Source organism: Bacillus sp. Bvel1 (genome assembly GCF_014872755.1).
Lineage (GTDB): Bacteria > Bacillota > Bacilli > Bacillales > Bacillaceae > Bacillus > Bacillus velezensis.
Map to the genome: position 1 here is coordinate 434,170 of NZ_JAAOBZ010000008.1, position 23,488 is coordinate 457,657.

Sequence of the window (23,488 nt, forward strand, 5' to 3'; positions counted from 1 at the left end):
AAGATCCGGGGCGCCATAAGACGCAGACCCGGTCATGTTCGCTTCATACAGTCGAGACTATTCTGTCCGGCCGCAGCAATTTTTATATTTTTTTCCGCTTCCGCAATGGCAAGGCGCGTTGCGTCCGATATCCACAACTTTGCGGACCGGCGCTTTTTTCGCTTGTTTGGCCTCATCGCCGTCCTGCGGCTGATGAGCCGTCGTTTGGCCCTGAACAACTTCTTCGCGTTCCAGATTGCTTTCAATCTCGGCCTTCATGACGAATTTCGCAACTTCGTCCTCAATGGACTCAATCATGTGCTCAAACATTGCGAAGCCTTCCATTTGATATTCACGCAGCGGATTTGTCTGCGCATAAGCGCGAAGGTGAATCCCTTGACGCAGCTGATCCATCGCATCAATATGATCCATCCATTTTGAATCAACGGCACGCAATACGATGACTTTTTCAAATTCACGCATCTGCTCTGTACCGAAATTCTCTTCTTTTTCATTATATTTTGTCATGATGCGGTCCATGATCATCTCATGCATTTCATCCGGTTCTTTTCCGAAGATATCGCTCTTTTCAAGCGCGCCTTCATCAAGATACGTTGAATTCACCAGCTCCACGAGGCCGTCAAGATTCCATTCTTCCGGAAGCTCCTCTTTCGGCGTATAAGCGGCAATCGCACGCTCCAGAGAAGACTTGATCATGCCTTCCACAATGTCGCGCAGGTTTTCAGAGTCAATGACTTCAAAACGCTGCTTGTAAATGACTTCGCGCTGCTGACGGAGCACGTCGTCATATTGAAGAAGCTGTTTACGTGAATCGAAGTTGTTTCCTTCGACACGTTTTTGAGATGATTCCACGGCGCGTGACACCATTTTGCTCTGAATCGGCGTGGAGTCATCCATACCGAACCGGTCAAGCATCGCCATCGTCCGTTCAGCTCCGAAACGGCGCATCAATTCATCTTCCATTGAAAGATAAAATTGTGTGATGCCCGGGTCTCCCTGACGTCCTGAACGTCCGCGGAGCTGATTGTCAATCCGGCGGGATTCGTGGCGTTCCGTACCGACGACCGCAAGACCGCCAAGCTCTTTTACGCCTTCGCCGAGTTTAATGTCGGTTCCGCGTCCCGCCATGTTGGTCGCAATCGTGACAGCGCCTTTTTGTCCCGCTTCTTCAATAATCTGAGCTTCACGCTCATGGTTTTTGGCATTCAGCACCTGGTGCGGAATCCCTTTATTCTTCAGAAGTTTAGAAATCAATTCAGACGTTTCAACGGCAACCGTACCGACAAGAACCGGCTGTCCGGTCATGTAGCGCTGGGCGACATCCTCCGCCACCGCCTTGAATTTCCCTTCCATTGAGCGGTAGATCAAGTCCGGACGGTCGTCACGGATGACCGGCTGGTTAGTCGGGATGGATACAACCTGCATGTTATAAATATTGCGGAATTCTTCCTCTTCCGTTTTTGCGGTACCGGTCATACCGGCCAGCTTTTCGTACATACGGAAATAGTTTTGGAACGTAATCGTCGCCAATGTCATGCTTTCATTTTGAATCTCCAGGCCCTCTTTCGCCTCAATCGCCTGGTGAAGACCTTCGCTGTAGCGGCGTCCTTTCATCAGACGGCCGGTGAAGGAATCAACGATGACGACCTGGCCGTCCTCAACAACATAATCCACGTCTTTCTGCATCGCCGCATGGGCTTTTAAAGCCTGGTTGATATGGTGGTTCAAGGCTACGTTTTTGACGTCAAACAGGTTGTCGATGCCGAACGTTTTTTCAGCCTTCGTCATTCCTTCTTCCGTCAGCTGAACGCCTTTCGTTTTGACGTCATACGTATAATCCTGATCTTTCTTGAGCGTGCGGACAAACGCATTTGCCTGCACGTACAGTTTTGTGGACTTCTGAGCTTGTCCGGAAATAATCAATGGCGTTCTCGCTTCATCGACTAAAATTGAATCGACTTCATCAATAACGGCAAAATGAAGCGGGCGCTGCACCATTTGTTCTTTATAGAGCACCATGTTGTCACGCAAATAATCAAAGCCGAGTTCATTGTTCGTTGAATACGTGATATCGGCAGCGTAAGCTTCGCGTTTTTCGTCTTTTGACATTGAATTCAGGTTCAGGCCGACTGTAAGCCCGAGAAACGCAAAGATTTCTCCCATTTGCTGGGCATCACGGCTTGCCAGATATTCGTTGACCGTTACGACGTGAACGCCTTTTCCCGTCAAGGCATTTAAATACACGGGAAGCGTAGACGTCAGCGTTTTCCCTTCCCCTGTTTTCATTTCGGAAATGTTCCCCTCATGAAGGGCGATGCCCCCCATCAGCTGCACTTTAAACGGGAACATGCCGGTTACGCGGCGGGAAGCTTCACGAACGACGGCAAACGCTTCGACAAGAAGGTCATCCGTCGTTTCTCCTTTTTCAAGCCGCTCTTTAAATTCCGCCGTTTTATTTTTAAGCGCCTCGTCAGAAAGATTTTCATAATCTCCTCTTACGGCATCAATGTCATTTGCTATTTTTTCGTATTTGTTCAGCGCACGTTTGGTCGGATCAAACATTTTATTTAAAATCCCAAGCATCTATAACGCTCCTCTATGTTCACATGCAGATTTTGCATGGAATAAATGATAATTTTCTGTCCATGTATACCTCTCATTATCATAACATACCTTTTGCTATTTCCAAAGAATTTGCAGATAAAGATAGAGAAAAACCTTCCGCGCGTTCACGGAAGGCTGGGTGGGTTTATTCAGTCGGTTCAATTAATCCGTATTTGCCGTCATTTCTGCGGTAAACGACATTTGTGAGATTCGTCTCCGCGTTGGTGAATACGAAGAAATTATGTCCGAGCATATTCATTTGGAGAATCGCTTCTTCATTATCCATCGGTTTTAAATTAAAACGCTTTTGACGGACAATTTCCGGGCTGTCATCTTCAATTTCGTCCTGAACCGCTACGCCCGTATCAGCAGCGCTGCCGTTCTCGAAATAATGTTTCGGAAGACCCTGCTCGCGGAATTTTCGGTTGACTTTTGTTTTATGCTTTCGGATTTGACGTTCCAGCTTGTTTGTTGCGAGATCAATTGCATTGTACATATCCTCGTTATGCACTTCAGAACGAAGCGCCAGATCAGTCATCGGAATGGTGACTTCAACTTTGGATTCCTTATCGTTATAGAATTTTAAGTTGACGTTCACATCGGCATTGACGCTCTGCTCGAAATATCGTTCCAGCTTGCCGATTTTTCTCTCCACATGATCCTTTAACGCAGGTGTAACCTCAATGTTTTCTCCTCTGATATTGTAGTTCATCAAAGAACGCCTCCCTTTATCTAAGGATATGTAACTATTTCTCTTTTACCCCTTCTGATCCCTGCTGAAACGTTAAAGTAATGTGTAAATTCGGTGAACGATGACGAATGGTGTCGGTTTTATCCGGCAGCTTCCGGCAGGATTATAAGTATATGCAAAGGACGCAGGCAAAAGACCTGCCGCTTGCAGCAGGTCTAGTGAAGAACATACGGTTTGATACAGTCGTGCGTCTGCTCCATCCATAGCTTATAATGCGGCAGAAAGATGGTTTTTAAAAACTCCTGAAAAGGGGCGGACGGGAAATCATAATCATTTAACATGCTGAAATCCTGAAAGATCTCGTCAAATGAGCGGATCGCCGTCTCCACGCATCGGCACTCAATGATAGACAGCAGAAGCGCATGAGAGGAATCGAGATGAAAAAAAGCCTGAATCAAATCGTTGTAAATCCGCTCGCCCTCCGTCTTAAAAAAATCATCCTGTGTGTCCAACAGGTAGCAAAGCCCCTCATCAATCGTAAAAAGAAGCTGGTAATAGGCTGACACCAAATGGTAATCGTTCAAACTTCTCAAAACACTCACCTATTTGCGTTTGTCGTAATAACGGCCGTCACTTGTCGTTTGCTGATACGGATTGAAATACGTATTATGGTAGATTCGTTTTTTCTTAAGCGTTTTTATTTCATTTCGGATACCATCCTGAATCCGTTTCACTTCGCCGGTAATCAGACGGTCCATCGCGGCCACCTGCCGAAGCAGCGTTTTTTCTTCTTCGGAAAAAGGCGGCTTTATGCCCGCAAGCATCTCCTCCCTTTTCTCCGTAAATGCCGTAACGCTGCTGATGAGACCGTCGCTTTCCGGGGCGTCCTTCAGTGCGGCGTACATGTTCTTCGTTTCGTTATACAAAGAAAAGACATTGCTGTTCATCAGGCAAGGCCGCCCGCGCCATGGCTGTTTTTCCGTTCACTCTGCATGGCCTGCTTCCACGTGTCGCGAAATTCAGTAACGAGCTTTTCCGCTTCATCTAAAAACTCTCCGTTATTCTGCACGTTCGCGTCGATCAGCCGGCGGCGGATGTAATCATAAATGGATGACATCTGCTCGGAAATCTCAATCTCCCGGTTTAACGTGATGCTGAGCTCTTGAATGATGTTTTGCGCCTTTACGATATTTTCATTTTTGGCTTCAAGGTTGTTTTGCTTCATCGCCTGCCTTGCCAGCTTAATGAATCGCAGGCAGCCGTTATAAAGCATAAGGGTCAGCTCTTCCGGAGCGGCTGTAAAGACGGATGTCTGCTGGTAAGCAGCAAAAGGATTATTTATTGCCATTTTTATAAAACCCCCAAGGTTATGAAGTTGAAGATCCTAACATTGACGTGAGATATGAAGATTGGCTGTTCAATTTCTCCAATGCCGTATCCAGTGCGCTGAACTTTTTATAATATCTCGTCTCGATGTCATCCAGCTTCGTTTTCATATTGGAAATATTTGTTTCTATTTCATCCAGGCTTTTTCCGATGGCAAAGCTGGTTGATACCGAGCTTTCCGTACCCGCCTGTTTTGAAATTTGAATCTGCATTTTGTTTAATGTGTCTTTTAATCTCCGGGCAATCCCCTGTTCCTCCGGGTTTTTGGTTTTCGCTGTATCAGGGCTGTCTGCATTAAACAGTTTAGCCACGAGAGCAGGATTCTCGGTAATTTTCTGTTTCAGTTTCGCTTCGTCTTTAATGACAAGCTTTCCTTGATCCGTATAACTATCAGACGTCTCAATTCCGAAATCGGCAAGCTGATATTTTTTCCCGTCAATCGTAACCGTTGAGTACAGATCAAGCCGCATCTCCGCCAAACCGTTCTGCAGCGTGCTGTCGCTCCGTAATAAACCGCTTTTGGCTTTTGCCTCCCACTGCTCAATCTGCTTATCGGTCATTGCTTCTCTTTGTTCATCGGTTAGCGGCTTATAATCACGGTATTTTGATTCTGTCACCTTCTCATTTGCGCTTTTAATTAACGTATTGTATTTATCAACGAAATCTTTAATGTTGTTAAAAATGCCGTCCGTATCAGTCGTGCTGTTAATCGTAACCGTTTTGTTGCTGTCCGTCACGCTGTTCAGCGTGTATTTGATGCCGTTGATCGTAAAGTTATTTGATGTTTTTGTCATTTCAAGCCCGTTGAACGTAAACTTCGCGTTTTTCCCTTCGGCATTGGCCGTCAGTTCATTTGTTGCATCATCAACGGCAAAACCGAGCTGATCTTTCAGAAAGCTTTTGGTCGCGTCATCACCTGCTGAAAGGGTAAACCCTTCCCCCGTTTTATTGGAAGTGAACGCAATCGTGTCCACATAATCCGAGCCGTTAGAGATTTTCTCTTTTAAAGCCGTCACTCCGAGACCCGAGCTGTTCAGTTTAGAAATGACATCGTCAATCGTATCGGTTGCGGCGATCGTGACGTTTACCTCAGTCGGCTTCGTTTCCCCCGGATTTGTGACATTGAATTTCAATGTTTGGCTTTGACCCCAAGTGAAATTGATGGCCCCTGAGGATTTATAAGTCGTCGGCGTAGCCAGCTGCTGTACAGACATGCTCGTTGAAATATTCTGTTCGGCACTGACGGCCACCGCGCTGACACTGGAATCCGAACTTGTTACTGTTTTTTTATTCCAGTTTGTGGACATCAGCATATTATTAAATGTAGTAGAATACATGTCGGCAATCTGGGTATTCATTTCCCGATAAGCATCGCGCTTCCATTCAAGCGTCTGCTTTTGCTGGTTTAATTTATTAAGCGGCTGCTTTTCGGCATCCATCATTTTTTTCACCAGAGAATCTACATCAAGACCGGAATTAAGGCCTGTGATTCTTGTGACCATATGTACCCTCTCCTTTTCGGCGTTTAGTCGTAGACGGCTCTATGACAACAGTGAGTTTCCGACTGTTTATCATATCACAGCTCCATAAATGTATGATCTTATTCTTATATCGGTCATATTAAAAGGTTTTCAATAATTTAACTGCAAAATATAATGTTTCATTTTGTCAATAGGGTTCTTTGGCTTGCTGAAGGAGGAGTTAGCTGAAGAAATAAAAAAAAGATCCTGGAGAACCAGGATCTTTCCGTCATTAACCTTTAAGCAATTGAAGAACTTGCTGAGGCTGTTGGTTAGCTTGCGCAAGCATAGCTTGAGAAGCCTGAGTAAGGATGTTGTTTTTCGTGTACTCCATCATCTCAGAAGCCATGTCTACGTCACGGATACGTGATTCAGCAGAAGTCAGGTTCTCAGAAGAAGTACCAAGGTTGTTGATTGTGTGCTCTAAACGGTTTTGAACCGCACCAAGTTTAGCGCGCTCGCTAGATACTGTGTCGATAGCTGTTTTGATTGTTGTAAGAGCTGAAGACGCAGCTTTAGCTGAAGAAGAGATGTCGATACCTTTTGTTACTTTAGAATCTGCAGCTAATTTTTCAGATGCAACGACTTTACCGTCAGTATCATAATAGCCGGCTGCTTTTGTAACCTTACCATCTGGATCTGTTACTTCATCCGCCCAAGTAGCAGTGCTTTTTCCGTCAGTTGATGTCAATGTATTTTGATCATTGGATACTGTATAAGTCGTACCAACTTTCAGGCTTTCAGAGTCCATTTTATTGATAGACAGGCTCATTGTTTGGCCTTCGTTAGCTCCGATTTGGAACGTCAGGTTTTGCGCAGTTCCGTCAAGAAGTTTCTTCGTGTTGAACTCAGTGTCAGTAGAGATTCTTGTTACTTCAGACGCTAATTGGTCCATCTCTTTTTGAAGCTCAGAACGGTCAGAATCTGTGTTTGTATCGTTAGCTGCTTGTGTAGCAAGCTCGCTCATACGCTGAAGAATGCTGTGAGTTTCGTTCAATGCACCCTCAGATGTTTGGATAAGAGAGATTCCGTCTTGAGCGTTTTTAGACGCCATGTCTAAACCGCGGATTTGAGAACGCATTTTTTCAGAGATCGCAAGACCCGCAGCGTCATCACCAGCGCGGTTGATGCGAAGACCTGAAGATAATTTTTCCATGTTTTTTGCAGCAGAGTTTGAACCTGCATTCAGCTGACGGCTAGTGTTAAGAGCCGCGATATTGTGGTTGATTCTCATTTTGTATTTCCTCCCTGAATTGTTTTTCGCACGTCCTTGTGCATTTGCGCAGCGTCATTTCTGAAGAAAATTTTTCCTCTCATTGGCTACAATATATATATCGGACGGCCGCTTCCATTGTTTATATTGAAAATAAAAAAATCCTCACTTTTTTTGTGAGGATAAGTTAAGTAATAAATCAGTATTAAAAGATACGGCTCTGTTGTTCTCTTCCAGGATCGACAAGTAGATTTCTTTCCGGTGAATATCTACGTGCTGAGGCGCTTCAATTCCCAGCTTCACTTGTTCTCCTTCGATAGCGATCACCTTTATTTCAATATCCGGCCCGATCTGAATGGACTCATTCACTTTTCTTGAGAGAACTAGCATGATCCTCCTCCTATCAGATGTTTTGTTTCATAGGAAGCATCATGTAAAATGATTTGTTTCGCCTTCATTTCCTTTTTATTGACGATAATCGGCGCTTTTAAATTGGCGGTCGTGTTTTCAAAAGGCTCTTCCAGCGTTAAAATCGCCATCACTTCGACGTCCTCTATATCTTCAATATGCAAAAGCTCAAGCGTCGCTTGGTCAATGTCAAATTCGTACCCTTTAAAGAAAATAAACGGACTGGCGACAATAAAGGCGATGTGCTCCTGTTTCACAGACTGCAGCGCCAAAAACGGTGAATCTTCCGACAAAGGAAGAACAACAAATTGAGTCTCGTCATTAAATCCCGGCAGGCCGTTTTCAAATGAGATAATCTGCCCTTCATCTATTCTGATTTCTCCGTGATATTTTGTTTTAATTATCATGCTTCACAATCCTTTACCACTTTCATCTTTTATTCTGCGTTGCCATCATCAACCGAAATCGTCACCTTAGGGTCTTGCATCATATCAATCTGAACTTTCCCCGGCGTATAATTCCATACAGGTTTATTGACGGCTGCTTCAATTGAAGGTTTGCGGGCTTCAATATCAATCGTAAGCTTTGAAGGAATGCAGTCAATGTCGACGAGAAACTGCGCAGGCAGAAAGTCGCTGGATTCGCCGAATGGATCGGGCGGCCTGACATCTGCTGCCTGCCGGGCCATCACATTGCCCGTTTTCTTTTCGATAGCCGCCATTTCCTTCCCTTCCCTGACTGTTTTTGCGATAAACTCGCTGCAGGCCTCAGCACCTTTTTGAGCGGCTTCAGCGTTCAGCTTTTCAAATGATTTGAGATTCAAGTTCTCCCACGCCCTCGTCTGATCAATCGTCAGTTTGGCCGGCGTGCTTTCAATGTTCAGCTCTGCCGGCGGCTGCTCGATTTCCAGGTCAGCGGGCGGCTGTTCCATCTCGATTTCTTCCTTTTGAAAGGTTATACCGATTTTAGCAGGCACACTGTCAATAATCAATCTCGGCATCTGCACAGAGATCCCTCCTGTTTATAGTATTTTAGTAAAAAAAGCGATCTCCCTGTTGTGAGTCGCTTTTTTTATATATTGAAGACGATAGTTATATTATTTCAGGAAGTCGATCAGTGACGGCTGAATGATATTCGCATTCACTGACAGCGCTGCTCTATGAACCGTCTGTTGAGATAAATAATCAACAATTACATCTTCCATTTCTACATCCTCATTATCCGACAATACTTTTTCAGCGGTTGCCGCTTGTGATTCCAATCTTGTCTGAATGAGTTCCAACCGGTTTGTGCGTGCGCCGATATTGGATTTTTCAGCATTCATTTTGTCAGTAAAACCGTCGATATCTGACAGAATTTGATTTGAATCTGCTTCGGACAGCGTGCCTTTGCTTAAAGAAGCTTCTAAGGAGTTGAGAAATTCAAATACATTATCTCCATTTTGTGCGACGCCTCCGAAAGCTGAGTTTGGATCAGAATTCACTTTCAGCACTGCTCCGTTTGAGATGTTGATGTTAACATCCGAAGCACCGGTATAATTCTCATAGTTGTACGTATATGTGCCGTCGGCATTTTCAGTGATCGGCGGGACATCTGAATTCGTTCCGTTAAACAGATAACGTCCGTTTACCTGAGTATTCGCGACAGAAACGAGCTGCTTTTTCAGCTGGCCGATTTCTGTACCGATTGCTTTCAATTCTGTTTCACCGTTCGAATCACTTTTCGCCTGAACCATCAAGTCCCGGATTTTCCCCATAATATCCGTTTCCGAGTTTACGCTTGATTCCGAGTTTTCCAGCCATGTAAAACCTTGCGAAACATTCCGTTGGTACTGGTTTACCTGCGCAAGCTGAGTACGGTACTGCATTCCCTTCATTGCGACGACCGGATCATCAGAAGCTTTCGTGATTTTTTTCCCCGTAGACACTTGCTGCTGAAGCCGATCGAGCTTGTCATAACTTGAGCCGATAAATCGAAGAGAATTTTTTGCGATCATCCCTTGAGTTACTCTCATTTACTTATCTCCTATCTTCCTCCGGTGCCCATACCGTTAATAATTTTATCGAATATTTCATCCTGCATCGTTATGATCCGCGCAGCCGCATTATAAGCGTGCTGAAACTGAATCATATTTGTCATTTCTTCATCTAAAGACACTGCACTGACTGATTGTCTCCGTTCATCGGCTGAAAGGGTGTTGCTTTCAGAGTTGTTCATAAGATTAGCCGCTTTTTGTGAATTAACGCCCAGCTTTCCGATAAGGGATTCATAAAAGTCATTAATTGTAGTGGTTTCACCGTTAATAGTCAGCTTGCTGTTCTGTACGGCTGCAAGATTTGTCGCGTTTGTGCCGTCACTTTTTTCTCCGTTTAACGACGCTGCGATATTATCAGTAGACGCAAGGATTTTGTCACTGACTTTTATTTTCGCTGCCGCACCTTTTGCCGGCACCGCTTCATCACCGCTGAAATCAAAAAATGCTGCACCCTGTTCGCCTGTATAGGTCTTCCCTTTTTCATGAACTGCATTAAACGCGTCAGCAAAGGATAGCGCCATATTGTCAAGAGCCGTCAGCATTTCAGGATAAAGCCCTTTTTCTTCTCCGTTTGACATATAGCCGTATGATTCAATAAGACCTAAAAGTGAGCCTTTTCCGGTAAATGCATCCGCATTGACCGTACTGCTGCCGACTGACACACTCGACACGAGTCCGCTGTCCTTGTCGTAGTTGATTTTCATTTCTGAAACTGTTTTTGTGTTACCGTCGAGCAGCGTTCCGAGAGAATTGTTGTTCCCGTTCAGCAATTCGACGTTAAGCGTGCCCTCAGCAGTCGCCAAGGCATGTCCGCCCGACTTATTATATGAAACTTTTATATTTGCCATAGAAGATAATTGATCAATCAATCTGTCTCTTTGGTCATACAAATCATTAGGGAGCATACCGCTCGGCTCAACTGCCGCTATTTGATTGTTAAGGTCATTCAGCTGATTGAGAATGGAATTGACCTGATCAGCTGTGTTATCCAGGTTCTTTTTAATATCACCCTGAATGTTAGTCAAAGAGGTAGATATATAGTTAAAACTTTCGGCAAGAGATTTCCCCTGCTCCTGCAAAACTGAGCGCGCTCCCGTATTTTCCGGATTCGTCGCCAGATCCTGAAGGGCATTCCAAAATGAACTGAGCGATCCGTTTAATCCGTTATTGTCAAGCTCTTTCATGACGCCTTCCATTTGCGACAATGAATTGGAACGGGCTGTATAGTACCCTAATTTTGTATTTTCCGTTCTGTACTGATAGTCTAAAAAACTGTCTCTGACGCGCTCAACTGAACCGGCTTTTACTCCTGTTCCGATTTGGCCGGCCGTCAGATCACTGTTTTTTGATACCGCGGGATAAGGGCTCGTCGATTGTAATGTGACGCGCTGCCTCGTATATCCTTCTGTATTTGCATTTGCAACGTTATTTGAAACTGTGCTCAATGCAGTCTGCTGCGCACTCAATGCACGCCTTGCTGTTTCGAGCCCCATAAAAGTCGATGGCATTGAAAATCCTCCGTTCTAAGCTTTTGAATCGAATAATGTCAAACGGCTGACAGGCTTGCGCGCCGCTTGCGGCTCTTTATAATTCATATTCTCTTTTTCACCCGGCATAATCATATCGAATGCCCCGGAGATGAATTGTAAAGCCTGAATCGTGAGCTGTTTGTTCATCTCATTCACTTCTTTCAGACGGTCAAGAAGCGCAGACAGAGAGTGAAATAACCCTTCAAGCTCCTGTTTTTCACTGCCTGAAGTTCTGGAGATGCATGCAGCAATTGTATTGTCCTCACCGCGGCTGAGAAACTGAGAAGTTAACCTGATTCGTTCTTCCTCAGTCTGCCCGATTGCCTGAATATACTTTTGCTCTTTAGTCAATATGTTGGAGAGCTCTTTTGTTTTACCTGCTTTCAGCGCTTCCGTTTTCTCCTCAGACAGCGTGAGCAGATGTTCATGCAGTGCGCAAAGTCGCTTCAGTTGATTAATAATTGGCTTTGCAGACATTGACTTTCTCCTTTTTATTGCTTTTTATAAAAATTCACTATGTTTTCAGCGATGCTGTTTGAATCTATTTTATATGTTCCGCTCTCTATATCCGCTTTAAGCTGAGCGATTTTTTCCTGACGTGTTTTAGTGACCGCATCTGACGCATTTTGAAGCTCTTTTGCATGAGAAGAAATTTCCACTTTGTCCTTCGGCTTTGCAGCCTCTTTTTGTACGGCTTGCTTTTCGTAATTTTTTTGGTATGGATTAACGGATTGTGTTCCGTACTGATTGATTTTCATAGGATTCCTCTCGCTTTCTGTTCGCAGTCTAATTCTTTTATCGACTGCGTTATCAGTTAGTTTAGGGAATCAGGTGTTTTTGGTATTATAGGCATAGTATGTGTCTTTTGTACTGTTTTTTTCTTTGAATTCAGCGGCTGTTTTTTGGTTCATATGATCTAATTGCGACTCAATATCTGTCTGACAGGACTTGCAAAATTTCCCCGTCCTGATCGGATTTCCGCACCTTTCGCAAGGATATGCCAAATTCGGAAGCTGGCTGATCTGAATCCTTTTTTGTTTGATAAACTTGAGGATCAGCTCTTCATCCACACCTGTTTCCTCAGTGATCTGCTGCATCGTCGACTGTCTGTTGATCTGCTTTCTCAAAAATTTATAGACGGTTTCAAATGCTTTTTCTTCTTCTTTAATACATGCCTGGCACACGGTCTGCAGGTTCGTTTTAAAAAATAAAGCATTGCATTTTGGACAATTCGCCAATTCACCCATCGTATTAACTCCTATTCCTTCTTTAATCTGCCTTATATTTCTATCAATTATATCGGCAGAAAAAAAGAATGATTTAGCTCCTGATTAAAGTAAAAGAGGAGACCGATGACGCTTTACCCGCTGTCAGCAGGACTTCGGCGGCTTGATGCAGTGTGGCGCCCGTCGTATAAATATCGTCTATTAAGATGACGTTCATACCTTCGGCCGAGTTTTCGGCTGCTGAAAACTTTTTTTCTGCGGACAGCCTTTCTGTTTTGCTCTTTTTGGATTGTTTTTCATTGTTCAGTCGGATGAGGGGGAAAATGACGGGCATTCCGAGCAGAGAGGCCAGCAGCTCGGATTGATTGAAACCGCGTTCCGCCAGCCGTTCGCCGCTCAGCGGAATAGGGATGAGAGTATGTGTATTTGATGGATATGCCGCTTTAAAGCCGGCAGCAAAGTCACGTCCAAATGCTTGAATGATTTTCGCATCACCCCTGAATTTAAACCGGGCTAATGAGTCCTTCATCGCATCATTATACAAATATACCGAACGGTTTTGCCGCAGCAAAAAGCGCTTTTCCGTTTTTGATTCCCGGGCCGCACAATCAGCGCATTTTTCATTTGACTCCTGAGGCCTCCCGCATATACTGCATACGGGGCCTTCAATTTTTTCGAATCGGCTGCTACATATGGTGCATACCTCTTGCTCGGGCGCCAGAGAAAACAGAGATCTCCAAGTCAATGAACTTGAAATTGGTGAGTCACACAATAAACAATTCAGAGATATTACGCTCCTTCCCGAGTTTCACAGAACTCGCTTGGATTAACCGAAACAATCGCCGCTGATTCAGCCAGAATGACAAGCAGCGCCGTATTTTTCTGTTTATCAACTATCTCTGCTTTTGCATAAGCAACTTTCTTTTTATCTGTAACATATGCCGGCTCAGCCCGGTTTAATGAAAGTGCCAGTACATCATTTTTGCATACCCGGCATGTGCATTTCATATGAAGCTTAGGCATATGGCGGTCGAGAAGTTCCTTTAATATGATTTCTTTAGAATTGACAAGCATGCTGACAGCTCCTCATAGGAAAGTATGAGTATACTGTATCATGTTTTCTGAAATTAACTAGTCCAACAATTTACTTTTTTGTGCCAATTTGTTCATAAGTTCTATATGTTTTTTTGCTTTTTTCATTCCGTTTGTCATTCCGAAATGAAACAGGACGACATCACCGCTGAAATGTTTATAATGCCTTCCCGTTCTGCCCGCGATCTGTACGAGCGCGCTCTCAGTAAAGATAGGTGCTTCTGCGCCGAGGACACATGTCTGAACTTTGGGCACGGTAACCCCTCTTTCTAAAATCGTAGTCGTTACCAGCAGATCAAGCCGGCCGTCTCTGAATCGTTTCACTTTATCCTTTCTGAATGTGTCTTCCGCATGTACGCCTTCTGCCCGTATGTTTAATTTCTGAAAATAATCCGTTGTCTTTTTCAATACGTGTACAGACGGAACGAATAAGAAAACCGGCAGCTGTGATTGAAGTTTTTGGCGGACCCAATCCGTTACAGAGCGCGGCAGTTTTCCTTTCTGAAGCTTCTTCTTCCAATTGCCGCACCACAAAAAACGCGGCTCCGGGAGGGGTTTCCGATGATATCTGGCCGGTATGCGAACGCTTTTCAGCAAACCTGCTTCAGCATTCTTTTTTAATGTGTCAGAAGGAGTTGCCGTTACATAAACAAGGGCGCTGTTTTTCTTCCTCGCTTTATCAACAGCGAACCTTAATGTCTCATCGGCTGAAAAAGGAAACGCATCTACTTCATCTATTATCATGACATCAAAAATGTCTCGGTAGCGCATCAGCTGGTGAGCGGTTGAGATCATCAGCGGAGTCAAGCGGCCTTTGTCCTCGCTGCCGCCGTACAAAGCAGAAACGTCGACTTTCTCAAATGCTTTTTTCAGTCTCGGCAGCAGTTCAAGTACGACATCTGTACGCGGAGTCGCGACACAGACGCGCAAACCTTGATTCAGGGCAAACTCGATACCAGGAAACAGCATCTCTGTTTTCCCCGATCCGCAAACCGCCCATACTAACAGCTCTTGTCTCTCTTTTATCGCATCTGTAAGCGCGGCGGCGGCCTGCTTCTGTCCGTCTGTCAGTGTTCCTTCCCAAGAAAGCTTTACAGGCTCCCAGCTGTTTTCAGGGGCTTGATTCCAAGAATATAATGATGTCAGTTCATCAGCCCTTCCCATCATGACACAGGCACGGCAATAGGTAATCTGCCTTTTGGCAGAGGGCGCCCAAAATGCCGCAAAGCAGGCTTGATCAGACTGACCGCATCGTTGGCAGACGTAACGGTTTTTCCGGCGGATGATTGACGGCTCGGCCGTTATATGCTCTTTTTCTATAAAACGGTTGATGCGCTGATCTGAAAACGGTATCTCAGATCTCAATAAATGCCGGCCGTAAAAGAAATCCCGCACCTCTGAAAATTCTGAAGCACCTTCGGACATCTCCCTGCCTCCTTTCTGTTCAAAGTATGCCTGCCGGGAATTTTTTTGTCGAATCACGAAAATTTAATAATAAAAAAATCTCCGCCCTTGAAAACGGAGATTTTCACTTAGTTTTTAAAGCACCAGCCGATTCCGATGGCGCCTTCGCCCAAATGGGTTCCGATCACGGCACCGAAATAGCTGTTATAGAATTCGACATGAGGATATTTACCGCTTAACTCCTGTATAATATCCGCCGCTTCTTCTTCCCTGTTTGCATGGATGACAGCGGCCCGCATCGGGATTCCTTTACTTGCATCCTCCCCAAACAGTTCAAAAATTCTCGAAATCGCTTTTTTGCGTGTGCGAATCTTTTCAAAAGGAACAATTATCTTATTGTCAAAATGAAGAATAGGCTTTACCTTTAACAGACCGCCGATAAAAGCCTGAGCACTGCTTAGACGCCCGCCCCGCTGGAGGTGTGATAAATCATCCACCATAAAATACGCACGGACTGTTTTTTTCATTTCTTCCAGCTCTTTAATAATCTCTTCCGGTGAGTCAACACCGTCTTTAATGAGCTGTGCTGCCTTTAATGCATAAAAACCTTGCGCCAAACAGCTGATCTCTGAATCAAAGGGATAAACTTTAATATGATCAACCATAGTGTTTGCCGAGGCGGCGCTGTTATAAGTTCCGCTGATTCCGCTGGACAAATGTATGCTTATGACTGCGTCATATGTTTTGCCCAGTTCTTCGTACAATGCGATTAATTCACCGAAAGAAGGCTGGGACGTAGTCGGCAGCTCATCATGATTTTTTACTTCTTTATAAAAACTTCTCCAGTCGAGTTCTGTTTCTTCGCGGAATGTTTTTTCACCGAAAACCACTTGAAGAGGAATCATATGAATATGATGTTCTTCTCTCATCTCTTTCGGAATATATGCTGTACTGTCTGTTACAACTGCAATCTTCATCACTTTACCTGCCTTATTAAGTACTTAATAAGTATTTTAATAGATATGAAGCTGTAAAAAAAGACTTGCCTATTATGGCAAGTCTTCTCATACATGACTAACGCATCTCTACCCAGCCGTTTTTAATGGCTACGACAACGGCTTGTGTCCGGTCATTAACGTTCATTTTCTGCAAAATATTACTCACGTGGTTTTTCACTGTTTTCTCACTGATAAACAATGATTCACCGATTCCGCGGTTGCTTTTTCCGTCTGCAAGCATTTGCAGCACTTCACATTCCCGTCTCGTTAATATATGTAATGGTCTCCGGATTTCCGGATAAACCTCATGCTGAGGATGAGCAGAAACTCCGCTTGTCGCAAGACGGCGGAATTCGTTGACAAGATTGTGGGTTACTTTCGGGTGAAGGTAAGAACCGCCCTCGGCTACCACTTTCACTGCTTCGATTAAAGTATCTGCGTCCATCTCTTTCAGGAGATAGCCTCTTGCACCTGTTTTTAAAGCATGAGTCACATAGTTTTCATCATCATGGATGGAGAGGATAATCACCTTAGATTCAGGGTACAGCTCAACAAGCTGTTTAGTAGCCTCTACTCCATTTACATTCGGCATATTGATGTCCATTATGACAACATCGGGATGATAATGCTCGACGATTCGAGCCGCCTCATCTCCATCGTCACCTTCTGCTACCACTTCAAAGGTAGGTTCAAAATCCAATATTCTTTTTACACCCTCACGGAATAGTTGATGGTCGTCGATAATAACAATATTTACTTTAGTCACACGCTACGCCTCCTTATCCTATTGTTCTATATACGCCGCTGTTCGGTCAATATGTCTTTTGGCTCTATTTAACAAATTATAGGCCGAGAGATAACGGAACCTTAATCATGATAAATGTCCCAAGACCTATTTTAGAGTCTATCGTTATCGTTCCTTCAAGCAGATCTACTCTTTCTTTCATTCCCAGCAAGCCAAATGACTTGTTTTTCTTTTGTTTAGCATCCTTAATATCAAAGCCTTTTCCGTTGTCCTTAATGATAAGAACGACAAAATCAGCGGTTACTTCCACTTTTACTGTTATTTCCTCTGATTCTGAATGTTTGAGTGCATTTGTGACGGCTTCCTGAGCGAGACGGAAAAGCGCCACTTCAAATTGCGGGGCAAGCCTTTTGTTCTCCGTGTCTCCGATACACTGAAAATGTATTTTCACCTTTCCGTTGTATTCTTCAGTTGTATAAAGATATTTTCTCAGTGTAGGAATCAGCCCGAGATCGTCCAATGCCATCGGTCTTAAATCATATATAATCCTTCTGACTTCGTAAAGGGCATTCCGCACATTCTGCCGAAGATTTCTGATTTCCTGAAATCCGTCCTCCGTGCCGCGGTCGCGGAAGATCCGTTCAATTAATTCCGATCTCATCATGACATTTGCCAGCATCTGCGCGGGACCGTCATGAATTTCTCTGGAAACTCTTTTTCTTTCTTCCTCTTGGGCTTCAATGATTCTTAAGCCGAAATCTTGTTTAGCCTGCGCATCGGCAAGAAGAAGCCCTACTTGGCGAAGGTCTTGATTCAGGTAATTCAGAACGACGGTTATTTGGCTGACCAATGATTCTGACCGTTCAATGATTTCCTGAAGCCCCAAAAGCCGGCGTTCTAAATCATCTCTGCGCTCCCGCAGCTGCTTTTCACGCTGCTGGATCATCGTCAGTTCCACTTGAAGTTTGTGCGCCTTTTCATAGGCGTTGCGAATTTCTTCTTCGCTGAACTTATGGAAATTTCTGCTCACTTCAGACAAGCGGTTTCGTGCGTGCCGCGTATGAACTTCAAGTTTGTCGCCCAGCTCAATGACTTCGTACACCTGCTGTTTGATCTGTTTGAGTTCTTCAACCAGCTGCTCATATTGCTGGCGCGACTGCTCTCCGATTTGAAAAACCTCGTCCTTGCTCCCGTCCACGGTTTTCAGCATTTTCATAAGTATAGAATCCAAAACTTTGGAGTCCATCTTCGATTTATTCATCTGTCTCCCTCCGTAACGGTGTTGTTATGTATTTTTATTATAAATGTAATTGAACTGCAATTTATGTCGAATTATAATGAAAGAATGCGTATATTCTAGAAAAAAACATTTTTATATAGTATCTTACTCTTTCATGATACCAAAATATGCGCAAAAATTCTAAAGTCTGTTCGAATTTGTAGAAACAAGTCTTTTAATGCTTGTCAGGAGGGTCCAGCAATCATGCTGCACAGCTATTTAACTGTTAAAGAAACGGGTGAACATGAGATTGTGATTGAAAAATCACGTTTTATCTGTCACCTGAGCCGTGCTGCTTCTGAAGAGGAAGCGCAGGAATTTATACAAAAGATAAAAAAACAGCACTGGAATGCGACTCATAACTGCTCAGCTTATCTGATCGGCGAAACCGACCATATACAAAAGGCCAATGATGACGGAGAACCAAGCGGCACAGCCGGCGTCCCCATGCTGGAAGTGCTGAAAAAACGCGGTCTGAAAGATACCTGCGCGGTGGTTACCCGGTATTTCGGCGGAATAAAGCTCGGTGCAGGCGGATTGATTCGTGCATATGGGAAGTCAGTGTCTGAAGGCTTAAATCATATAGGAGTTACGGAGCGGAAGCTGATGCGGATTATGCATACATCAGCGGATTATACGTGGCTCGGCAAGATAGAGAACGAACTGAGAGAATCAGTTTTTTTACTGAAAGATATCCATTATGCGGATCATGTCGAATTTGAAACGTACGTTGAAGAAAAAGACAAAGAAGCGTTTCTAAAATGGATGACAGAACTGACGAACGGCAAGAGTAAGAATACAGAGGGAGAACTGACGTATTTAGAAACAGACGTCAGCCCTAAAGGAGACTAATGTAATGGCTGAACGTGTAAGAGTGCGTGTTCGAAAGAAAAAGAAAAGCAAACGAAAGATCATATTCAAACGGATTTTGCTGCTGCTTACCCTCGTTTTGTTAGTTGCTGCCGGATTTGGCGGATACAAAGTATACAAAACGATCAATGCGGCAGATAATGCATATGATGCCCTTTCCCGCGGAGACAAATCAAAATTGCGGGATAAAGTCATCAATATGAAGAAAAAACCGTTCTCCATTTTGTTTATGGGGATCGAAAATTATGCCACCAGCGGAAAAGGCGGACGATCAGATTCTCTTATTGTCGTTACCCTTGATCCGAGAAATAAAACAATGAAAATGCTGAGTATTCCGCGTGATACGCGGGTGACGCTTGCCGGCGACACAACCGGTAACAAAACAAAAATCAATGCGGCTTTTGCTAAGGGCGGAGCGGATGAAACCGTCTCAACCGTCGAAGACTTATTAGGCATACCGATTGATAAGTATGTCACTGTCGACTTCAATGGCTTTAAGGATGTTATTGATGAAGTAGGCGGGGTCGATGTAAAAGTGCCGTTTGACTTCGACGAGATGAGTGACGTCAGTAAAAAGAAACGGATCTATTTCAAGAAAGGAAACATGCATTTGAACGGTGAGCAGGCTTTGGCTTACGCGCGGATGAGAAAGCAGGATAAGCGCGGAGACTTCGGCCGGAATGACCGCCAAAAGCAAATTTTAAACGCACTGATCGACCAAATGTCCAGAGCTGGAAATATTGCTAAAATCGATAAAATCGCTGAAACAGCGAGCAATAATGTCCAAACGAATATCCGAATCACTGAAGGACTCGCTCTTCAGCAGATTTACAGCGGCTTTACCAGCAAAAAGATTGATACACTGACCATAACAGGATCAGATTTATATTTAGGCGGAACCGCAACTACGCGCGGAACATATTATTTCCAGCCGGATCCAACCAATCTCGAGAAAGTACGGCAGGAATTGCAGAAGCACCTGGATTACCCGTCCGGAAGCAGCACGGCATCCGATCCCGCTTCTGACAGCACCGGAACGGACAGTACGACTGATTCGACTTCCGGCAGCACAGGAACAGGCGGTACGGCTGATTCGACTTCCGGCAGCACAGGAACAAGCGGCACAACCGATTCAACCAACGGTACTGCAGGTGCAAACGGTACGGACAGCACACAGTCCGGCGGCACAACAGGCTATTAAGAGTAAACCCGATCCTTTGAGCAGGATCGGGTTTTTCTATATAATAAGAGAATAGCAAAAAAGCAGACCATTCGCATGATCTGCTCTTTTTAATTTTTCTTTACCAATCTTTTGTAAAACTTGGTAAATGGTTTAAATTGTTCATTTACTAACCCTGTGACCTCTGCTATGATTTGCATAAATACAATCAATACAAAAATAATAAACAGCGAAAGCCAAATGGTCGCGCTTTTCAGCAGGATGGCACTGACGCTGAAAATAAAGCCGATTAAATAAATGATAATGACAGCCGTGCGGTGTGACAGCCCGAAGGCCATCAGCCGGTGGTGTATATGTGACTTATCAGGCGCTGAGATCGGCTGTTTGTTTAAAATCCGCCTGATGACGGCGAATGTCGTATCAAAAATCGGCACGCCCAAAATGATGATCGGAATGATGATACTGAATAAAGTAACACTTTTATAAAGACCTAATAATGAGAGTACTGAGATGACGTATCCGAGAAAGAGCGATCCGGTATCTCCCATAAATATCTTTGCCGGGTGAAAATTATAAAATAAAAATCCGAGTGTGCTTCCTATCACGACAAGTGAAAGTGACAGAATAAGGATTTTCCCTCCGGACAACGCCATAACGGCGATAGTGGAGAGTCCGATGACCGACAGGCCGGCAGCGAGTCCGTCCAAACCGTCAATCAGGTTCATCGCATTCGTAATACCGACGATCCATAACACAGTCAGCGGGTAAGCGACCCATCCCAATTCTAAACGTTCCGTTAAAAACGGTACGGAGAAAAAGTCCATTTTCAGTCCCGTGCTCACAATCATAATGGCCACGGCCAGCTGGACGAAAAACTTTACCTTTGCGCTTAATTGGTATTTATCATCAAGGATTCCTAAAATAACAATAATAAACGCACCCACCGTAATGGCGGTCATTTTCGTTTCATTATATATGCCGGCCGCGAGCACACCCGCCGCTACGCCGATAAAGATGGCCAAGCCGCCCATACGGGGCATTATTTTATCATGTACTTTTCGGTTGCTGGGCTGGTCAACTGCACCTATTTTGATCGCAATTTTTTTTACGATAGGAGTTAGGATTAAAACCGTTAGCAGAGAGACAAAAAACGCAACAACTATGCGAAACATGCGTTCGTCAAGCATAAAGAAGTCTCCTTTGGAATTATATGAAGTCTTTTCTGATATTGAACCGTTCCTTCCATTATAATTCTTACTAGTTATTATAACAAGCATCATCAAAAAGAAACACTCAAATCAAAAAATGCGCTTTCCCTTTTAATGGGATTGCGCATTTTCCAATATACCCGTGCATTCAAGCATTCGGCCGAATAAAACATTCCAATCCCGTCCCCGGGCCAATTCACGGCGCAAAGCCTCATATGATCCGCGGCGGTCCGCTGCCAGAAGCGCGTCGCAGGCCGCGATGAAATCTGCGGGGTCGCTCCCTTCAACGTATTCATAAACGTAAGGCCTTTTGATTTTTGACGTAGAAGAAAGGTTGCAGCCGACAACCGATTTCCCGGCGGCTAAAAATTCAAAAAGCTTAAGCGGAAATACCGCGTCATTATAAGGTGAATTTTTATACGGCATGATGCCGATGTCGACAAGCTGCATATAGGACGGCACTTCATTCGGCGCGGCAGGTCCCGTCCAGATGACATTCGGGCGTTCCAGAAGCGACTCGAAATCCGGATCGTCCTGAGCCGTGTTCGGGCCCACCAATAAAATCGTCCAGTCAGGCCGCAAATCTGCCGTTTCCGCCATAAGCGCAAAATCGAGCTTCGGTTTGATTCCGCCGATAAAACCGAGAACCGTTCCGTTTCTTCCCCGTAAAATGTCTTCATCCGGCTGTTTATTTTCCCGTGAAAACAGGTCATATTCTACTCCGTTTTCAATGGTGAACACTTTCTGGTGCGGGTTCTCCAGCTTTTTTCCGACCTCCCGGTGCAGACAGTCAGATGTGCAGGTGATGGAATCGGCACGCTGAATGATTCTCATTTCCGCCTGTTTAATGATGTTTCTTCTTACATTTGACAGCACACCGGCCCGGCCGCTGATCGGAGCGGCCCACAGATCACTGCAATCGTAAATCACTTCATCCCAAGGAAACAGATCTGCCAGAAGCGGAAAACCGGGGAAGGTGTACCATAAGCAGCAGCGGGCCCCTTCTCCTTCTTCCTTCAGCATGTGCAACAATGGTGAAAGTTTATGCCTGTAACACATGTCTGTATACCTGCCGAAACGGAATGCTTTTTGCTGCATGAGATCCTTTACAGTGAACTGCCGGATTCCCTCGGCGATCCCGGCCATCTGATCATCATTGGCTCGCGGGGACGGGCATACCCAAATGACGCTTTTCGTTTCTTTTTGCCGGGCAAGAAATTCAGCCAGCCGATGCCGTCTGTATCTCAGCCGGTCATGCCCCCATTCCGCCGCTCCGACGATTACGTGAATAATCGGTTCCACCTTCATCACCCAGCTCCTCTGACGCCTACAGTCTTTTCAAGACCGCGTTTTTCGCATATTGCATAAAACACCACGAAGCCTTGATAAAATGCAGGCGCTCAATTTCTCTATAAACAAACCACGTTTTTTTTGCGGCTTTCCACTTGTTGCTTGAAATCGAATTCTGCACAAGCCTGTATTCTGAAAGGCACTCATTCAGGCCGTAAGCCGTAAATCCCCTTTTCAGCAGGGAAAGCCATGTCGCTAAATCCTGCCGCGTTCTGATATCAGGCATTTGAATCTGCCCCGTCTGCTCTCTGTCAATCATGACCGTTAAACATCCGATAATCGTGTTTTTTAAAGCTTCATCATATGACAGGCTTTCAGGGGCTTGAATCGTTTTGTCCGTCGGCGTTCCGTCCTGCTCCATGACGCTGTAGCCCGTAAATGAAAAAGCGCAGGAACGCTCCGCCATAAACGCAAGCTGTTTTTGAAGCTTTTCCTTCTTCCATCTGTCATCACTGTCCAGAAATGCGACATAACGGCCCTTGGCATGTTTAAGGGCTGTATTTCTGGCAGCCGCGGCTCCCCCGTTTTTATCTAAATAAACGACGCGGATCCGCTCATCTTTTTGTTCATATTGCCGTAAAATATCTCTCGTTCCGTCCGTTGAACAATCATCCGCGATAATCATTTCCCAATGCGGGTGGCTTTGATGTAAAACGGACTGAATCGTGTCTTCGATATATTCACTTGCGTTATAAGACGGTGTAATGACAGATACGAAAGGTTTCCAGTTTGTCATGGTCACATCTCCAT

26 protein-coding genes are annotated in these 23,488 nt (G+C 44.6%); 2 read left to right on the forward strand and 24 right to left on the reverse strand.

Annotated features, from left to right (window positions below):
• Window positions 1-57: 57 nt before the first annotated feature.
• The 21 genes from secA to degS all read right to left on the reverse strand — a co-directional run bounded on the left by secA (window position 58) and on the right by degS (window position 18,112).
• Complete coding sequence (gene secA / locus HAP68_RS16515) at window positions 58-2,583, reverse strand: preprotein translocase subunit SecA (protein ID WP_003151414.1); 2,526 nt, start codon at window positions 2,581-2,583, stop codon at window positions 58-60.
• Window positions 2,584-2,749: 166 nt separating this feature from the next.
• Window positions 2,750-3,316 carry a ribosome hibernation-promoting factor, HPF/YfiA family gene (gene hpf / locus HAP68_RS16520; RefSeq protein ID WP_003151413.1) on the reverse strand — a complete coding sequence of 189 codons (567 nt, stop codon included), beginning with the start codon at window positions 3,314-3,316 and terminating at the stop codon, window positions 2,750-2,752.
• A gap of 194 nt (window positions 3,317-3,510) precedes the next feature.
• Entirely contained in the window at window positions 3,511-3,888 is a 378-nt protein-coding gene (locus HAP68_RS16525; protein ID WP_003151412.1) for a DUF8042 domain-containing protein, read from the reverse strand.
• Window positions 3,889-3,897: 9 nt separating this feature from the next.
• Window positions 3,898-4,242: a flagella biosynthesis regulatory protein FliT gene (gene fliT, locus HAP68_RS16530; RefSeq protein ID WP_015387633.1), complete on the reverse strand. Its 345-nt coding sequence runs from the start codon at window positions 4,240-4,242 to the stop codon at window positions 3,898-3,900.
• Window positions 4,242-4,643: a flagellar export chaperone FliS gene (gene fliS / locus HAP68_RS16535; RefSeq protein WP_003151407.1), complete on the reverse strand. Its 402-nt coding sequence runs from the start codon at window positions 4,641-4,643 to the stop codon at window positions 4,242-4,244. Before fliS ends, fliT begins: the two co-directional genes overlap by 1 nt.
• Window positions 4,644-4,662: 19 nt before the next feature.
• On the reverse strand, window positions 4,663-6,183 hold the full coding sequence (locus HAP68_RS16540) for a flagellar hook-associated protein 2 (RefSeq protein WP_024085860.1): 1,521 nt from the start codon (window positions 6,181-6,183) through the stop codon (window positions 4,663-4,665).
• Between the two features lie 250 nt (window positions 6,184-6,433).
• Window positions 6,434-7,435 (reverse strand): flagellin N-terminal helical domain-containing protein, encoded by a 1,002-nt coding sequence (locus tag HAP68_RS16545; protein ID WP_003151403.1) that lies wholly within the window; start codon window positions 7,433-7,435, stop codon window positions 6,434-6,436.
• A gap of 144 nt (window positions 7,436-7,579) precedes the next feature.
• Complete coding sequence (csrA, locus tag HAP68_RS16550) at window positions 7,580-7,804, reverse strand: carbon storage regulator CsrA (protein WP_003151402.1); 225 nt, start codon at window positions 7,802-7,804, stop codon at window positions 7,580-7,582.
• Window positions 7,798-8,229 (reverse strand): flagellar assembly protein FliW, encoded by a 432-nt coding sequence (gene fliW, locus HAP68_RS16555; RefSeq protein ID WP_003151399.1) that lies wholly within the window; start codon window positions 8,227-8,229, stop codon window positions 7,798-7,800. Before fliW ends, csrA begins: the two co-directional genes overlap by 7 nt.
• A gap of 29 nt (window positions 8,230-8,258) precedes the next feature.
• The gene (locus HAP68_RS16560; protein WP_024085861.1) at window positions 8,259-8,828 is read right to left on the reverse strand and encodes a DUF6470 family protein; all 570 of its coding nucleotides are present in this window, start codon (window positions 8,826-8,828) and stop codon (window positions 8,259-8,261) included.
• 90 nt (window positions 8,829-8,918) lie between these two features.
• Entirely contained in the window at window positions 8,919-9,836 is a 918-nt protein-coding gene (flgL, locus tag HAP68_RS16565; RefSeq protein ID WP_003151396.1) for a flagellar hook-associated protein FlgL, read from the reverse strand.
• Window positions 9,837-9,847: 11 nt separating this feature from the next.
• Entirely contained in the window at window positions 9,848-11,365 is a 1,518-nt protein-coding gene (gene flgK / locus HAP68_RS16570; protein WP_024085862.1) for a flagellar hook-associated protein FlgK, read from the reverse strand.
• Between the two features lie 15 nt (window positions 11,366-11,380).
• A complete protein-coding gene (locus HAP68_RS16575) occupies window positions 11,381-11,863 on the reverse strand; it encodes a flagellar protein FlgN (protein WP_024085863.1) in 483 nt (160 codons plus the stop codon).
• 14 nt (window positions 11,864-11,877) lie between these two features.
• A complete protein-coding gene (flgM, locus tag HAP68_RS16580; RefSeq protein ID WP_003151393.1) occupies window positions 11,878-12,144 on the reverse strand; it encodes a flagellar biosynthesis anti-sigma factor FlgM in 267 nt (88 codons plus the stop codon).
• Between the two features lie 69 nt (window positions 12,145-12,213).
• On the reverse strand, window positions 12,214-12,633 hold the full coding sequence (locus HAP68_RS16585; protein ID WP_003151392.1) for a TIGR03826 family flagellar region protein: 420 nt from the start codon (window positions 12,631-12,633) through the stop codon (window positions 12,214-12,216).
• 73 nt (window positions 12,634-12,706) lie between these two features.
• The gene (locus HAP68_RS16590; protein WP_196616643.1) at window positions 12,707-13,396 is read right to left on the reverse strand and encodes a phosphoribosyltransferase family protein; all 690 of its coding nucleotides are present in this window, start codon (window positions 13,394-13,396) and stop codon (window positions 12,707-12,709) included.
• 5 nt (window positions 13,397-13,401) lie between these two features.
• Window positions 13,402-13,686 carry a late competence protein ComFB gene (comFB, locus tag HAP68_RS16595; protein WP_003151389.1) on the reverse strand — a complete coding sequence of 95 codons (285 nt, stop codon included), beginning with the start codon at window positions 13,684-13,686 and terminating at the stop codon, window positions 13,402-13,404.
• Between the two features lie 57 nt (window positions 13,687-13,743).
• On the reverse strand, window positions 13,744-15,129 hold the full coding sequence (locus HAP68_RS16600) for an ATP-dependent helicase ComFA (RefSeq protein WP_024085865.1): 1,386 nt from the start codon (window positions 15,127-15,129) through the stop codon (window positions 13,744-13,746).
• Between the two features lie 107 nt (window positions 15,130-15,236).
• Window positions 15,237-16,085, reverse strand: coding sequence for a DegV family protein (locus HAP68_RS16605; protein ID WP_024085866.1), 849 nt, complete (start codon window positions 16,083-16,085; stop codon window positions 15,237-15,239).
• Window positions 16,086-16,182: 97 nt separating this feature from the next.
• Window positions 16,183-16,872 carry a two-component system response regulator DegU gene (degU, locus tag HAP68_RS16610; protein ID WP_003219701.1) on the reverse strand — a complete coding sequence of 230 codons (690 nt, stop codon included), beginning with the start codon at window positions 16,870-16,872 and terminating at the stop codon, window positions 16,183-16,185.
• A 76-nt stretch (window positions 16,873-16,948) separates the two neighbouring features.
• Window positions 16,949-18,112, reverse strand: a complete 1,164-nt coding sequence (gene degS / locus HAP68_RS16615; RefSeq protein WP_003151385.1) for a two-component sensor histidine kinase DegS — start codon at window positions 18,110-18,112, stop codon at window positions 16,949-16,951.
• Window positions 18,113-18,334: 222 nt separating this feature from the next.
• Here degS and HAP68_RS16620 point away from each other — a divergent pair, with 222 nt between their 5' ends.
• On the forward strand, window positions 18,335-18,982 hold the full coding sequence (locus HAP68_RS16620; RefSeq protein WP_003151384.1) for a YigZ family protein: 648 nt from the start codon (window positions 18,335-18,337) through the stop codon (window positions 18,980-18,982).
• A 4-nt stretch (window positions 18,983-18,986) separates the two neighbouring features.
• Entirely contained in the window at window positions 18,987-20,201 is a 1,215-nt protein-coding gene (locus tag HAP68_RS16625; RefSeq protein ID WP_024085868.1) for an LCP family protein, read from the forward strand.
• Between the two features lie 89 nt (window positions 20,202-20,290).
• On the opposite strand, the gene HAP68_RS16630 is transcribed toward HAP68_RS16625, so the two are convergent.
• From HAP68_RS16630 to tuaG, 3 genes are all read right to left on the reverse strand, one after another.
• Window positions 20,291-21,367: a glycosyltransferase family 4 protein gene (locus tag HAP68_RS16630; protein ID WP_003151382.1), complete on the reverse strand. Its 1,077-nt coding sequence runs from the start codon at window positions 21,365-21,367 to the stop codon at window positions 20,291-20,293.
• 132 nt (window positions 21,368-21,499) lie between these two features.
• Complete coding sequence (gene tuaH, locus HAP68_RS16635; protein ID WP_024085869.1) at window positions 21,500-22,696, reverse strand: teichuronic acid biosynthesis protein TuaH; 1,197 nt, start codon at window positions 22,694-22,696, stop codon at window positions 21,500-21,502.
• 19 nt (window positions 22,697-22,715) lie between these two features.
• Entirely contained in the window at window positions 22,716-23,474 is a 759-nt protein-coding gene (tuaG, locus tag HAP68_RS16640; protein ID WP_003151380.1) for a teichuronic acid biosynthesis protein TuaG, read from the reverse strand.
• Window positions 23,475-23,488: the final 14 nt, after the last annotated feature.